Annotated in this window: 11 protein-coding genes; 5 read left to right on the forward strand and 6 right to left on the reverse strand. The window is 64.0% G+C overall.

The window, feature by feature from the left end; genetic code table 11:
• Positions 1–7: 7 nt before the first annotated feature.
• From AB7532_RS24250 to AB7532_RS24265, 4 genes are all read left to right on the forward strand, one after another.
• Complete coding sequence (locus tag AB7532_RS24250; protein WP_441237207.1) at positions 8–1,132, forward strand: flagellar basal body P-ring protein FlgI; 1,125 nt, start codon at positions 8–10, stop codon at positions 1,130–1,132.
• A complete protein-coding gene (flgJ, locus tag AB7532_RS24255) occupies positions 1,132–1,512 on the forward strand; it encodes a flagellar assembly peptidoglycan hydrolase FlgJ (protein ID WP_441237208.1) in 381 nt (126 codons plus the stop codon). Before AB7532_RS24250 ends, flgJ begins: the two co-directional genes overlap by 1 nt.
• Positions 1,513–1,523: 11 nt before the next feature.
• A complete protein-coding gene (locus AB7532_RS24260) occupies positions 1,524–2,021 on the forward strand; it encodes a hypothetical protein (protein ID WP_441237209.1) in 498 nt (165 codons plus the stop codon).
• 159 nt (positions 2,022–2,180) lie between these two features.
• On the forward strand, positions 2,181–2,540 hold the full coding sequence (locus tag AB7532_RS24265; RefSeq protein WP_441237210.1) for a hypothetical protein: 360 nt from the start codon (positions 2,181–2,183) through the stop codon (positions 2,538–2,540).
• Positions 2,541–2,543: 3 nt separating this feature from the next.
• Here AB7532_RS24265 and AB7532_RS24270 read toward each other — a convergent pair whose 3' ends face one another.
• The 6 genes from AB7532_RS24270 to AB7532_RS24295 form a co-directional block, all read right to left on the reverse strand.
• Positions 2,544–2,909 carry a hypothetical protein gene (locus tag AB7532_RS24270; protein ID WP_441237211.1) on the reverse strand — a complete coding sequence of 122 codons (366 nt, stop codon included), beginning with the start codon at positions 2,907–2,909 and terminating at the stop codon, positions 2,544–2,546.
• 13 nt (positions 2,910–2,922) lie between these two features.
• The gene (gene flaF, locus AB7532_RS24275; RefSeq protein WP_441237212.1) at positions 2,923–3,291 is read right to left on the reverse strand and encodes a flagellar biosynthesis regulator FlaF; all 369 of its coding nucleotides are present in this window, start codon (positions 3,289–3,291) and stop codon (positions 2,923–2,925) included.
• 286 nt (positions 3,292–3,577) lie between these two features.
• Positions 3,578–5,860 (reverse strand): DUF1522 domain-containing protein, encoded by a 2,283-nt coding sequence (locus AB7532_RS24280; RefSeq protein WP_441237213.1) that lies wholly within the window; start codon positions 5,858–5,860, stop codon positions 3,578–3,580.
• A 231-nt stretch (positions 5,861–6,091) separates the two neighbouring features.
• Positions 6,092–8,371, reverse strand: coding sequence for a DUF1522 domain-containing protein (locus AB7532_RS24285; RefSeq protein ID WP_441237214.1), 2,280 nt, complete (start codon positions 8,369–8,371; stop codon positions 6,092–6,094).
• Between the two features lie 334 nt (positions 8,372–8,705).
• Positions 8,706–10,985: a DUF1522 domain-containing protein gene (locus AB7532_RS24290; protein ID WP_441237215.1), complete on the reverse strand. Its 2,280-nt coding sequence runs from the start codon at positions 10,983–10,985 to the stop codon at positions 8,706–8,708.
• Positions 10,986–11,354: 369 nt separating this feature from the next.
• Positions 11,355–13,634 carry a DUF1522 domain-containing protein gene (locus tag AB7532_RS24295; protein WP_441237216.1) on the reverse strand — a complete coding sequence of 760 codons (2,280 nt, stop codon included), beginning with the start codon at positions 13,632–13,634 and terminating at the stop codon, positions 11,355–11,357.
• 321 nt (positions 13,635–13,955) lie between these two features.
• Between AB7532_RS24295 and flbT the strand changes: the two genes are divergently transcribed.
• On the forward strand, positions 13,956–14,393 hold the full coding sequence (gene flbT / locus AB7532_RS24300; RefSeq protein WP_441237217.1) for a flagellar biosynthesis repressor FlbT: 438 nt from the start codon (positions 13,956–13,958) through the stop codon (positions 14,391–14,393).
• Positions 14,394–14,463 lie beyond the last annotated feature (70 nt).

Genomic DNA, 14,463 nt, shown 5'->3' on the forward strand with positions numbered 1-14,463 from the left:
GCAGAGGATGCCAGGCGTTCGTTGGGTGAGGATTGTTGGGGTGGCCTGCGCCGCGCTGTCAGCGCTGGCGCTCTCGGTCGCGCCTGCAATCGCGACATCGCGCATCAAGGATCTCGCCAACATCGAGGGCGTGCGGCAGAACCAGCTCATCGGCTACGGCCTCGTCGTCGGCCTCAACGGCACCGGCGACACGCTCAACAACATCCCCTTCACCAAGCAGTCGCTGCAAGCGATGCTCGAGCGCATGGGCGTTAACATCCGCGGCGCCACCATCCGCACCGGCAACGTCGCTGCCGTGATGGTCACGGGCAATCTGCCGGCCTTCGCCACCCAGGGCACGCGCATGGACATCACCGTCTCCGCGCTCGGCGATGCCAAGGATCTGCGCGGCGGCACGCTGCTGGTCACCCCCCTGCTCGGCGCCGACGGCAACGTCTACGCGGTCGGACAGGGCTCGCTCGCGATCTCCGGGTTCCAGGCCGAAGGCGAAGCCGCGAAAATCGTGCGCGGGGTTCCAACCGTCGGCCGCATCGTCAACGGCGCCATCATCGAGCGCGAGATCGAATTCGCGCTCAACCGCTTGCCGAACGTGCGCCTCGCGCTGCGCAATGCCGACTTCACCACCGCCAAGCGCATCGCGGCCGCGATCAACGACTATCTCGGCGTCAAATCTGCCGAGCCGATCGACCCCTCGACGGTGCAGTTGTCGATCCCGCCGGAGTTCAAGGGCAACGTCGTCGCGTTCCTCACCGAGATCGAGCAACTCCAGGTCGATCCCGATCTCACCGCCAAGATCGTCATCGACGAGCGGAGCGGCATCATCGTGATGGGCCGTGACGTCCGCGTCGCCACCGTCGCGGTGGCGCAGGGCAACCTCACCGTCACCATCTCCGAGAGCCCGCAGGTCAGCCAGCCCAACCCGCTGTCGCGCGGCCGCACCGTGGTCGCGCCGCGCAGCAGCGTCAGCGTCAGCGAGGACGGCAAGAAATTCGCCGTCGTCAAGGACGGCGTCTCGCTCCAGCAGCTCGTCGACGGTCTCAACGGCCTCGGCATCGGCCCGCGCGACCTCATCAGCATCCTCCAGGCGATCAAGGCCGCCGGCGCGATCGAAGCCGACATCGAGGTGATGTGATGCAGACCGGCATGATCAACACCTCGCACGTCGCCACCGCCGCATACGCGAACCCCGCCTTCTCCGTCGAGAGCCGCAACGGCCGCCCTGACTTCGACCTTGCTGCCGCGCTGCAAAAGGTCTCGCCGCAACAGCAGGTCAAGGCGCAGAAGACCGCCACCGATTTCGAGGCGATGTTTCTCAACAGCATGTTCTCGCAGATGACGTCGGGTCTGAAGGGCGCCGGTCCGTTCGGCGACACGCCGGGCACCGGCGTGTGGCGCTCGATGCTGACCGAGCAATATTCCAAGAACTTCGCCAAGGCCGGCGGCGTCGGCGTTGCCACCGAAGTCTACCGCACCCTGATCATGCAGCAGGCGAAAACGATCCGCACGGCATAAGGTCAAACGAGATGAACCACTTCAACGCCTCACGTCAGCCGATGCAAGCGCAGCGCCAGAACACCGCGCCCGGCAGCGCCGAGGCGCGCAAGGTCGCCGAACAGCTGATGGATGCGATGAGCGCCCTGCTCGGACTGATCGAGCGCGAGACCGAGCTGGTCCGCGCCGGCAAGGTGCGCGAAGCCGTGTCTCTCGAGAGCAAGAAGCAGGAGCTCTCGAAGAATTACGTCCTCGCCGTCAACGAGTTGAAGGCGAACCAGCCGCAGCTGGCGAAATCCGCGCCTGAGCTGCTCTCGACGCTGCATCGGCATCATGATGCGTTCCGCGCGATGCTCCAGGTCAATCTCACCGTGCTCGCGACCGCACACGCGGTCTCCGAGAGCGTCGTGCGCGGCGTCAATGCCGAGATCCAGAAGCGCAACGTGCCGAACACCTATACCGCCGCGGGTCGCCGCGCGACGCCGGGCCCGCGCCACATCACGCCGCTCGCAGTCAGCCGCTCGCTCTGAGCGCGCGCCAAAACTGCGTCCAATTTTACGAAAAACCGCGCGGTGATATCGCCGCGCGGTTAGTCACGTTTCCTTACCGGGTGTTCAATCCTGGTGGTCCATGGTTGCGTATTGAGAGGGGTTGGGATTTGACTCACGTGAGGCAACCAGGAGGCTGCCATGAGTACAGATTTCAGCATCAGGCCGGTGGGGATACCGGTCCCAACGCAGATCGTAACGACGTCGAATTCGGCGGCGAACGAGGCGGTGCAAACTGAGTTGCCGGTGAGCCAGGCTGTCGCCGCAAGCGACAGCGGTGCGCCCGTGCGCGCGGATCCCCATGCCCACGAGAATGTCTCGCGCCAGGTCGTGTTCGACCAGGCGGCGGCATCCTTCGTGTTTCAGGTGGTCAACGACAAGACCGACGCGGTGGTCAACCAGTTCCCCGACGAAGCGATGCTGCGCCGGCGGGCCTATTTCCATGCAGAGGATTTGAAGTCCCAGCCCACGCGTCCGCTCAATACGGACCTCAGCGCCTGACGCTCACGTGGAGCGCGTGGCGATGGCGGTGTCGAGATAGGTCGAACCGGTCGCCGGATCGGTGACGACGTTCTTGATCTGGGCCTGGCTGTTACCGGTCAGCGTGAACTTCGTGTTTCCGAAACGAAACGACGAATCCTTGATCAGCACCTGCTGGTACTGCGACGTGCCGCCGCTCTCGTAGTGGACCTGGGCGCGAAAGCCGTCGACCTGCGAGACGCTGATCGAGAACTTCTTGCCGTCCGAATACTTGCCGGACCAAGCGCCTTGATAGAGCGCCGGGTCGACCGCAACGCATTTAGTCTTGCTCGGCACCGCGATGCCGGCCGCCTTGTACGAGCTCGACAGGATGCTCAGGACGTCGGCCACGGCACGTGTCCGCTTACGACCTGCCGGACAGGCCGGCGGCGATGTTGCGGTTGATCTCGATCAAGGGCTGGAAATGATCGAACTGCGGGCTCATCTGCAGCGCGGCGGTCTGGCTGAGCACGAACACGCTGATGTTGGCGATCTTCTGCCGGACATCGAGCGGCTGCGGATTGGTGTCGCGCATCGCCTCACTCAGGAAGATCGTCCAGAGCTTGCGGTTGAACATCAGGGCCTGCGTCGTCTGCTCGCTGAACGGATCGGCGTTGTTGATCGCGTCCTGGAGCTTGTTCGCCGCCTTGAGCAGGGTCTGCGCCTCGACGTCGCGAGGGGATGCGGTGGTCGTTGCAACACGCGCGTAGGCCGAGGCAGCGGAATTCGACATCAATCACACCTTGGAGTTTACCTAGCCCGTTGAACGCGCTTAAGGATTTCTTTCCCAACCCTAGGCAGCACCGCTTAAGATTTGCTTACATGTGTGCTTGGAAGCACTCCGGACTATTACGGGTCGCAGAGTCCTTCGCTGCAAAGCTAGATGCGCGCATGCACGCTGTAAATGGTGTCGCGTGACGCGCATCAATCTCGGCTAATCCTGCCTTAGCGATCTCCGTAAAAAGAACGGCGGAGCGTTAGCTCCGCCGCGAATTCGCGTTAAGTCTTGCGCTGCGGGATTAACGCAGCAGTTGCAGCACGCTCTGCTGCGACTGGTTGGCCAGCGACAGCGCGGACACTGCGATCGACTGGCGGGTCGACAGCGCCTGGCTGTTGGCCGCTTCCTCGTTGGTGTCCGCCAGCGTCAGATTGGACGAGCCGGTCTGCAGCACGTTGATCAGGTTCTTCGAGAAGTCCTGGCGCACTTGCACGATCGAGAGATTCGAACCGAGCGCGGAGCCTTGCGAGCGAAGCGTGCTCGAGGCGGCATTGAGGCTCTGGAGAACCTTGTTGGTTGCACCATTGTCGATAAAGTCCGTGCCCGGAACGAGATTGCTGAGGCCGAGACCCGCCGCGTTGAAGACGACGCCGTTGATGCCGAGCGTGGAACTGCCGGTCTCGTTGAAAACCAGCTTCAGCGTGTCGCCGTTGAGCAGGTTGACGCCGTTGAAGGACGAGTCCTGCGAGGTGGTGTCGATCTGCGCCAGGATGTTGTTGAACTGGCTGACCAGGCCGGAGCGCGCCGTCTGCGCGACAGGATCCTGGACCGGCGGCTGCGCGGTGGTGAAGGCCAGAACGCCGGTAAGCGTTCCGCCGACCGCGCCGCCTGCAGCCGTCGAACCCAGGGTCGAAGAGGCGTATTCGTTGACGGTGGTGACCGTGAGCACGCCATTGGCGTCGATCGTCGCCGTCAGGTGATTTGCCTGAAGCTGCACGTTGAGCTGGTCGAGCGTCTTGACCGTCCCGTTGGTCCCGTCACCGAAGGTGACGTTGACAGGCGTACCGCCATTGAACGAGCTGAAAGTGAGTGTCTTGCCGCTGACGCCGCCGACGCCCGAGGTGCGCGCCGCCGTGAAGGCGGTCGCCGTTCCGGTGTTGCCGCTGAGGCCCAACGCGTTGAGCGCGTTGCCGGTGCCGGTGATCGAAAGATCGGCGTTGATGCCGGTCGAGAGCGCCAGCTGACCGCTGGTATTCACCGACGACGGGATCTGGCCCGCGGTGGTCGAAAGAGTCGCGGAGCCAAGGAAGATGCTGGCGGTCTTCACACCCGTGGCAAGATCGACCGAATTGAGCAGGTCGGTCAACGTCGCGCTCTGGAGATAGACCGTCGAGTTGCCGTTGCCGTCGGTGACGATGTTGCCGTTGACGCCACCCGGGGTCACGCTCGTCGCCGTTTGCGGCGTCTCGGCGTTCTTGAAGGTGATGGTGTGGCCGTCGATGTTCAGCGTGGAGCCGTCCTTGACCAGACTGCCGAGCGAACCCGCGGTGGTCTGCCGGTTCGCGGTGACAGTGGCGTTACCCGCACCGGTCGCCGAGGTCACGCCGAGCGCCTTGAGGAAGTCGGCTTTGCCGGTCACGCTCAGGTCTGCGCCGGTCGAGCTCTTCAGCGTAATAGCGCCCGCGGTGATGGACGATGGAGTCTGCGCCGTACCGACAGTCGCGCCACTCGTCGCGATCGTCGCAGCACCGGCGCTGATCGTCGCACTTTTGACGCCGCTTGCAAGATCAATAGCGCTGAGCAGGTCGTTGACGGTCGCCGTCGGAGTACCGGTTGTGCCCATGTAGACAATGGAATTGCCGTTGCCGTCGGTGGCGATATGGCCGCTGGCGTCGAGGCCCCAACCGGTCGGCTGGGCTGAAGGTGCCGTACCGGTGCGGAAAGTGACTGTCTTGCCGTTCACGGTGATCGCGTCACCGTCGGCCGGCGACGATCCGAACGTGGTCGCCGCGGTCGCGCCGATCAGCGTGTTGGTGCCGGCCAGGTTCGTCGTGCCGTCGGCGGCTTTGGCAACCGCGCCGGTCAGCGTGCCCGCGGTCGATCCGAGCGACGCGCCGAGCGCGGCGGCTGCGGTTACGGGAGTCACACCGCCGGGTGCGCCGGTATAGAGCACGTTGCTGTTGGCGGTCGCGCTCGCATAGGAGGTCGTGCCGCGGAGGTCGGCCGGGCTCGCACCGGGAATTGTGGTGGAGACGTTGGACTTGGTGGAGTAACCGACGGTGGTCTGAAGCGCCTGGTTGGCGATCGACTTGGCGCTGTCGATCAGCTTCTGCAGCGAGGTGATGCCGGTATTGGCGGCCTGGAGCACCTGCACACCGTTGTTGATGCCGTCGAGCAGGTTGCTGATGTCGCTCGCCCGGTTGTCCAACCCCTGAGCGGTGAAGAAGTTTGTGGGATTGTCGAGCGCCGTGTTGACCTTCTTGCCGGTCGACAGCCGCTCCTGCGTCGTGGCCAGCAAGTCGGCCGTCGACTGCAGCGACAACAGGTTCTGGCGAACGGACGCCGAGAGAACGATGTTGGACATTGGCAGGTCTTCCTCTTGAACCGGATACGAATCGGCCGCGCGATCTGGGAAGCGGGCTTTTGACCAGTCTTAGGGGCTGTCCTTTAAAACATGGTTAACGGCGGTTTAAGAGATAGGGTTAATGCAGGGTTAGCGTCCTCTCCGCCGGTTTCACAAGGGCTTGTTGCCCAATAAGAAACGGCGGGGCCGAAGCCCCGCCGTCGCATTTTCTCTAGTTTTTTCAGCTGCTTATTAGCGGAGCAGCTGAAGCACGCTCTGCTGCGACGTATTGGCCAGCGACAGCGCGGAGACCGCGATCGACTGGCGGGTCGACAGCGCCTGGCTGTTGGCCGCTTCGACGTTGGTGTCGGCCAGCGTCAGGTTGGACGAACCGGTCTGCAGCACGTTGATCAGGTTCTTGTTGAAGTCCTGACGGATCTGCACGACCGAGAGGTTCGAACCGAGCGCCGAGGCTTCCGACCGCAACGTGCTCGAGGCAGAGTTGAGGTTGGTCAGCACCCGGTTGGCCGCCGCGTTGTCGATGAAGTCGACACCGACGGTCAGCGCCGCGAGGCCCAGACCCTTCGAGTTGTAGGTCACGCCGGTGATGCTGAGGCTCGACTTCGCAGTTTCGTCGAACACCAGCTTGAGTTGGTCGCCGTTCAGGAGGTTCACACCGTTGAACGAGGAGTCCTGCGCAGTCGTGTCGATCTGGTTCAGGATGTTGTTGTACTGGGAGACCAGATTGGCACGGGCTGTCTGGGCAACTGCGTCCTGAACCGGCGTCGATGCCGTCGAGAACGTCAGCGCCGAGGTCAGCGTACCGCCGATCGTGCCGCCTGCCGTGGTCGAACCCAGCGTCGAGGAGGCATAGTCGTTGGACGTCGTGATGGTCAGCGTGCCGTTCGCGTCGATGGTGGCGGACAAATTATTCGCCTGCAGCTTCGAGTTGAGCTGATCGAGCGTCTTGACGGTGCCGTTGGTGCCGTCGCCGAAGGTGACGTCAACCGCGGTGCCGCCGTTGAAGGAAGTGAAGTTCAAGGTCTTGCCGGCGATGCCGCCGATGCCGGAGGTACGAGCCGCGGAGAAGGCGTTGGCGTTGCCGGTGTTGCCGGCGAGTCCGAACACGTTCAGCGCATTGCCGGTGCCGGTGATCGACAGATCGGCGTTGACGCCGGTCGCGATCTTGAGCTGACCGGAGGTGTTGATCGACGATTTCGACTGGCCGGTGGCGGCCGCAAACGTCGCAGTGCCGTTGGCTGCGATGGTTGCGGTCTGCACGCCGGTGGCAAGATCGATCGCGTTCAGCACGTCGGCAACCGTGCCGGCCTGCAGATACACGGTGGAATTGCCGTCGCCGTCGGTGACGACCGCACCGCTCGCACCGTATCCGCTGGCGACGGCCGGAGCACCGGTCGAGCCCGGGGTCGGCGCGTTCTTGAAGGTGATGACGTGACCGTTGACGTTCAGCGTCGAGCCGTCGGTGAGCGTCGCGCCGAGCGAGGCCGCGCTGGTCGCGCGGTTGACGTTGACGGTGGCATTGCCGCCGCCGACAGCCGAGGACAGACCGAGAGCCTTGAGAAGGTCGGCCCGGCCGGTGACGGCGAGATCGGCACCCGTCGAGCTCTTCAGCGTGACGGCGCCCGCACCAACGCTCGAGGCGGTCTGGCTGACGCTGGTGGCGATCGTCGCGGCACCCGCCGAGATTGCAACTGTCTTGACGCCGCTGGCGAGATCGACCGCGGTCAAGAGATCGTTGACCGTCGCGGTCGGCGTAGCCGTGGTACCGAGATAGACAATGGTGTTGCCGTTGCCGTCGGTGACGAGGTTGCCGCTGACGCCCGAGCCGGACGGAACAGCCGCGGTGGCCGGGGCGGAGCCGGAGCGGAAGGTGATGGTTTTGCCGTTGACGGTGAGCGTGTCGCCATCAGCGGGCTGGGCGTTGCCGACCAGGCCGGTCGCGGTCGCCGCACCGTTCGCGATCAGGGTGATCGCACCGGTCAGCGCGGTGGTGCCGTCGCCCGCCGTTGCCGCTGCACCGGTCACGGTGCCGATCGTGGCACCGAGCGTCGTGGCGCCGGTGGCTGCGGTCGTGCCGCCGGCAGTGCCGTTATAGAGCACGTTGCTGCTCGCAGTGGCGCTGGCGAAGCTCGTGGTGCCGCGCAGATCGGCTGCCGTCGCACCGGAGATGGTGGTGGAGACGTTTGACTTGGTGGAGTAGCCGACGGTGGTCTGCAGCGCCTGGTTGGCAATCGACTTCGCGGAATCGATCAGCTTCTGCAGCGAGGTCAAACCGGTGTTGGCGGCCTGCAGCACCTGCACGCCGTTGGCGATGCCATCGAGCAGATTGTTGATGTCGCTGGCGCGGTTGTCGAGCGACTGTGCCGTGAAGAAGTTGGTGGGATTGTCCAGGGCCGAAGTGACGCTCCTGCCCGTCGACAGACGGTTCTGAGTGGTGGCGAGGAGGTCGGCGGTGGACTGGAGAGACAGGAGGTTCTGACGAACCGACGCAGAGAGAACAATACCGGACATAACTCTTACCCTTCTGGTTTACGCGTCTTCGTTCGACCGCTTCGGATCGAGTGACAGGGACAGCGTGCCTCGACATGGCTAACAAAGGGTGAAACGAACCTCGCCTGCGTAAGCGCCGGTTCACCATAAACCGCCGCAATGCGTGGGCGGGGCCGGCAATCAAACTGAAATCATTGGAAATTCCCGGCGCTTACGCTCCATTAACCATAACTTTCAGTTACTTTTTCGAGCGACGAGCAAGACGCCCCTGCTCTCCTCCAGGCAAAAGAAAGCGGCGGGGCCGAAGCCCCGCCGCCATGTCTTGCTCGGAATGTCTTGCGATGTCGTCCGCCTATTAGCGGAGCAGCTGCAGCACGCTCTGCTGCGACTGGTTGGCCAGCGACAGCGCGGAGACCGCGATCGACTGGCGGGTCGACAGCGCCTGGCTGTTGGCCGCTTCGGTGTTGGTGTCGGCCAGCGTCAGGTTGGACGAACCGGTCTGCAGCACGTTGATCAGGCTCTTGTTGAAGTCCTGACGCACCTGCACGATCGTGAGGTTCGAACCCAGAGCCGACGCTTCCGAACGCAGCGTGCTGGACGCGGTGTTCAGGTTCGTCAGCACCTTGTTGGTGGCCGCGTTGTCGATGAAGTCGACACCGCTGGTCAACGCAGCCAGGCCCAGACCCTTGGAGTTGTAGGTCACGCCGGTGATGCTGAGGCTCGACTTCGCGGTTTCGTCGAACACCAGCTTCAGCTGGTCGCCGTTCAGGAGGTTCACACCGTTGAACGAGGAGTCCTGCGCAGTCGAGTCGATCTGCTGCAGAATGTTGTTGTACTGGTTGACCAGGTTGGAACGGGACGTCTGCGCCACGGAGTCCTGGACGGGGCTGGAAGCCGTCGAGAACGTGAGCGACGTGGTCAGCGTACCGCCGATCGAGCCACCCGCGGCGCTCGAACCGATGGTCGAGGACGCGTAGTCGTTGGTGGTCGAGATCGTCAGCAGGCCGTTGGCGTCGATGGTGGCGGACAGGTTGTTCGCCTGCAGCTTGGTGTTGAGCTGATCGAGCGTCTTGACGGTGCCGTTGGTGCCGTCGCCCAGGGTGACATTGACCGCCGTACCGCCATTGAAGGAGGAGAAGGTCAAGGTCTTGCCGCTGATGCCGCCGATGCCGGAGGTACGGGCCGCGTTGAACGCGGTCGAGGTCCCGGTATTGCCGGCGAAGCCGAGTGCGTTCAGCGCGTTGCCGGTGCCGGTGATCGACAGGTCGGCATTGACGCCGGTCGAGATCTTGAGCTGACCCGAGGCATTGACCGACGATTTGGTCTGCCCCGTGGCGGCCGCAAACGTCGCGGTACCGTTGGCTGCGATCGTCGCAGTCTGCACGCCGGAGGCAATGTCGATCGCGTTCAGCACGTCGGCAACCGTGCCGGCCTGCAGATAGACGGTCGAGTTGCCGGTGCCGTCGGTGACGACTGCGCCGCTCGCACCGGAGCCGCTGGCGACGGCCGGCGCACCGGTCGAGCCCGGGGTCGGCGCGTTCTTGAAGGTGATGACCTTGCCGTTGACGTTCAGCGTCGAACCGTCGGCGATCGTCGCGCCGAGCGAGCCCGCACTGGTGGTGCGGTTGACGTTGACGGTGGCATTGCCGCCGCCGACAGCCGAGGACAGACCGAGAGCCTTGAGCAGGTCGGCCTTGCCGGTGACGGAGAGATCAGCACCTGTCGAGCTCTTCAGCGTGACGGCGCCCGCACCAACGCTCGAGGCGGTCTGGCTGACGCTGGTGGCGATCGTCGCAGCACCCGAGGTGATCGAGGCCGTCTTGACGCCGCTGGCCAGATCGACCGCGGTCAAGAGATCGCTCACCGTCGCGGTCGGCGTACCCGTGGTGCCGAGATAGACGGTGGTGTTGCCGCTGCCGTCGGTGACGAGGTTGCCGCTGACGCCCGAGCCGGACGGAACAGCCGTGCTCGCCGGGGCGGAGCCGGAGCGGAAGGTGATGGTCTTGCCGTTGACGGTCAGCGTGTCGCCGTCAGCGGGCTGGGCGTTGCCGACCAGGCCGGTCGCGGTCGCTGCGCCGGAAGCGATCAGGGTGATCGCACCGGTCAGGGCGGTGGTGCCGTCGCCCGCCGTTGCCGCTGCACCGGTCACGGTGCCGATCGTGGCGCCGAGCGTCGTGGAGCTGGTGGCTGCAGTCGTGCCGCCGGCAGTGCCGTTATAGAGCACGTTGCTGGAGGCGGTCGCGCTGGCATAGGAGGTGGTGCCGCGCAGATCCGAAGCCGTCGCACCGGAGATCGTGGTGGAGACGTTGGACTTGGTGGAGTAACCGACCGTGGTCTGCAGCGCCTGGTTGGCGATCGACTTCGCGCTGTCGATCAGCTTCTGCAGCGAGGTGATGCCGGTGTTGGCGGCCTGCAGCACCTGCACGCCGTTGGCGATACCGTCGAGCAGGTTGTTGATGTCGCTGGCGCGGTTGTCGAGCGACTGTGCGGTGAAGAAGTTGGTCGGATTGTCCAGGGCCGAGTTGACGCTCTTGCCGGTCGACAGACGGCTTTGCGTGGTGGCGAGAAGATCAGCGGTGGACTGGAGGGAGAGGAGGTTCTGACGAACCGACGAGGAGAGAACAATACCGGACATAAGCTGTTACCCTTCTGGTACGCAACGCAACAAACTTCGATTAGGATTAATCGATGCCGAGACGGTGAACGTAGGTGGCTAACAAAGCATGAAGTGCGTCGCGCCAGTCCTTGCGCGGATTCACCATACGCGCGACCGGAGCGAAATCGAGCTCAGTTGTATCACCATGATGGAATGATGCTTTTTCGCGCAATCGCGAGACGTTTGCTACTTGTCAACCATAACTCAGAGTGAGCAAACGGCTGCACCTGGATGCACCCTCTTCTCCCCGCCACGCAGCCTCGCGAACACTTGCGCAAAAAGAAAGCGGCGGGGCCGAAGCCCCGCCGCCATGTCTTGCTCGGAATGTCTTGCGATGTCGTCCGCTTATTAGCGGAGCAGCTGCAGCACGCTCTGCTGCGACTGGTTGGCCAGCGACAGCGCGGAGACCGCGATCGACTGGCGGGTCGACAGCGCCTGGCTGTTGGCCGCTTCGGTGTTGGTGTCGGCCAGCGTCAGGTTGGACGAACCGGTCTGCAGCACGTTGATCAGACTCTTGTTGAAGTCCTGACGCACCTGCACCACCGAGAGGTTCGAACCCAGCGCCGAGGCTTCCGACCGCAACGTGCTCGAGGCAGCGTTGAGGTTCGACAGCACCTTGTTGGTGGCCGAGTTGTCGATGAAGTCGACACCGTTCGTCAGCGCGGCGAGGCCCAGACCCTTGGAGTTGTAGGTCACGCCGGTGATGCTGAGGTTCGACTTGCCGGTCTCGTCGAACACCAGCTTGAGCTGGTCGCCGTTCAGGAGGTTCACACCGTTGAACGAGGAGTCCTGCGCAGTCGTGTCGATCTGGTTCAGGATGTTGTTGTACTGAGAGACCAGATTGGCACGGGCCGTCTGAGCGACGGTGTCAGCCACCGGAGCCGAAGCGGTCGAGAACGTCAGCGACGTGGTCAGCGTACCGCCGATCGAGCCACCCGCGGCGCTCGAACCGATGGTCGAGGACGCGTAGTCGTTGGTGGTCGAGATCGTCAGCAGGCCGTTCGCGTCGATGGTGGCGGACAGGTTGTTCGCCTGCAGCTTCGTGTTGAGCTGATCGAGCGTCTTGACCGTGCCGTTGGTGCCGTCGCCGAAGGTGACATTGACCGCCGTTCCGCTATTGAAGGAGGAGAAGGTCAAGGTCTTGCCGCTGATGCCGCCGATGCCGGAGGTACGGGCCGCGTTGAACGCGGACGAGGTCCCGGTGTTGCCGGCGAAGCCGAGTGCGTTCAGCGCATTGCCGGTGCCGGAGATCGACAGATCGGCGTTGACGCCGGTCGAGACCTTGAGCTGACCCGAGGCGCTGACCGACGATTTGGTCTGGCCGGAAGCGGCCGCAAACGTCGCGGTGCCGTTGGCTGCGATCGTCGCGGTCTGCACGCCGGTGGCAATGTCGATCGCGTTCAGCACGTCGGCAACCGTGCCGGCCTGCAGATAGACGGTCGAGTTGCCGGTGCCGTCGGTGACGACCGCACCGCTCGCACCGGAGCCGCTGGCAACGGCCGGCGCACCGGTCGAGCCCGGGGTCGGCGCGTTCTTGAAGGTGATGACCTTGCCGTTGACGTTCAGCGTCGAACCGTCGGCAATCGTCGCGCCGAGCGAGCCCGCACTGGTCGCGCGGTTGACGTTGACGGTGGCATTGCCGCCGCCGACAGCCGAGGACAGACCGAGAGCCTTGAGCAGGTCGGCCTTGCCGGTGACGGCGAGATCAGCACCTGTCGAGCTCTTCAGCGTGACGGCGCCCGCACCAACGCTCGAGGCGGTCTGGCTGACGCTGGTGGCGATCGTCGCAGCACCCGAGGTGATCGAGGCCGTCTTGACGCCGCTGGCCAGATCGACCGCGGTCAAGAGATCGCTCACCGTCGCGGTCGGCGTACCCGTGGTGCCGAGATAGACGGTGGTGTTGCCGCTGCCGTCGGTGACGAGGTTGCCGCTGACGCCCGAGCCGGACGGAACAGCCGTGCTCGCCGGGGCGGAGCCGGAGCGGAAGGTGATGGTCTTGCCGTTGACGGTCAGCGTGTCGCCGTCAGCGGGCTGGGCGTTGCCGACCAGGCCGGTCGCGGTCGCTGCGCCGGAAGCGATCAGGGTGATCGCACCGGTCAGGGCGGTGGTGCCGTCGCCCGCCGTTGCCGCTGCACCGGTCACGGTGCCGATCGTGGCGCCGAGCGTCGTGGAGCTGGTGGCTGCAGTCGTGCCGCCGGCAGTGCCGTTATAGAGCACGTTGCTGGAGGCGGTCGCGCTGGCATAGGAGGTGGTGCCGCGCAGATCCGAAGCCGTCGCACCGGAGATCGTGGTGGAGACGTTGGACTTGGTGGAGTAACCGACCGTGGTCTGCAGCGCCTGGTTGGCGATCGACTTCGCGCTGTCGATCAGCTTCTGCAGCGAGGTGATGCCGGTGTTGGCGGCCTGCAGCACCTGCACGCCGTTGGCGATACCGTCGAGCAGGTTGTTGATGTCGCTGGCGCGGTTGTCGAGCGACTGTGCGGTGAAGAAGTTGGTCGGGCTATCCAGAGCCGAGTTGACGCTCTTGCCGGTCGACAGACGGTTCTGCGTGGTGGCGAGAAGATCAGCGGTGGACTGGAGGGAGAGGAGGTTCTGACGAACCGACGAGGAGAGAACGATACCTGACATGACTCTGTTACCTTTCTGGTAAACGACGCTTACTGTTACGCGTCTGCTTGGATCGAGATTGACCCAGCGACCGGCGGACCGTGGCGCCGAGAATCTAACGAAGCATGAAATGAAACCGGCGCTTTTGCTGAGTCGCGGGATGATTCGGAAGGGCAAACGGCGTCTACCGGCGGGCTGTCGCACGATTCAGCCATTGAATTGGTTGAGTTTTTTCGCCTGCAAACCCAGGATTCACAACTCGTTAACTAGTCTTGAGAGAGTATTGCGCCCTGACCCGCCGCAACACCCGCTCGGTTACAAAAGGGTTGATGGAGAACAGGCATGGCTCTCAAGGTCGAGCTCAAACCGCACGAACGCATCATCGTCGGTAACTCCGTGATCACCAACACGGACCAGCGCGCTCGCCTTCTGATCGACGGCGAGAACGTTCCGATCCTGCGCGAGCGCGACATCCTCACGCCCGAGACCGCCGATACGCCGGCCAAGCTGGTCTACCTGGCGGTGCAACTCATGTACATTTCGCCGGATCCGCAGAGCCAGCACGGCACCTATTTCAACCTGGTACGCGACATCGTCACCGCGGTGCCGAGCGCCTGGCCGATCATCGAGGACATCAACAACAACATCCTGAACGGCGACCTCTACCGGGCGCTGAAGGATGCCCGCAAGCTGATCGCCTATGAGGATAAGCTTCGCAGCCATCTCGATAGCACTGCGGACAAGAGCGAGCCGGCCCACAACGTCAGCTCGGCGGCCTGATCCCGCGCCTGCTTCAACGCTCTGAAACGACAACGGCCCCGGATCATCTCCGGGGCCGTTGTCGTTTCGA

It is taken from the genome of Bradyrhizobium sp. 930_D9_N1_4, assembly GCF_052076015.1.
GTDB lineage: Bacteria > Pseudomonadota > Alphaproteobacteria > Rhizobiales > Xanthobacteraceae > Bradyrhizobium.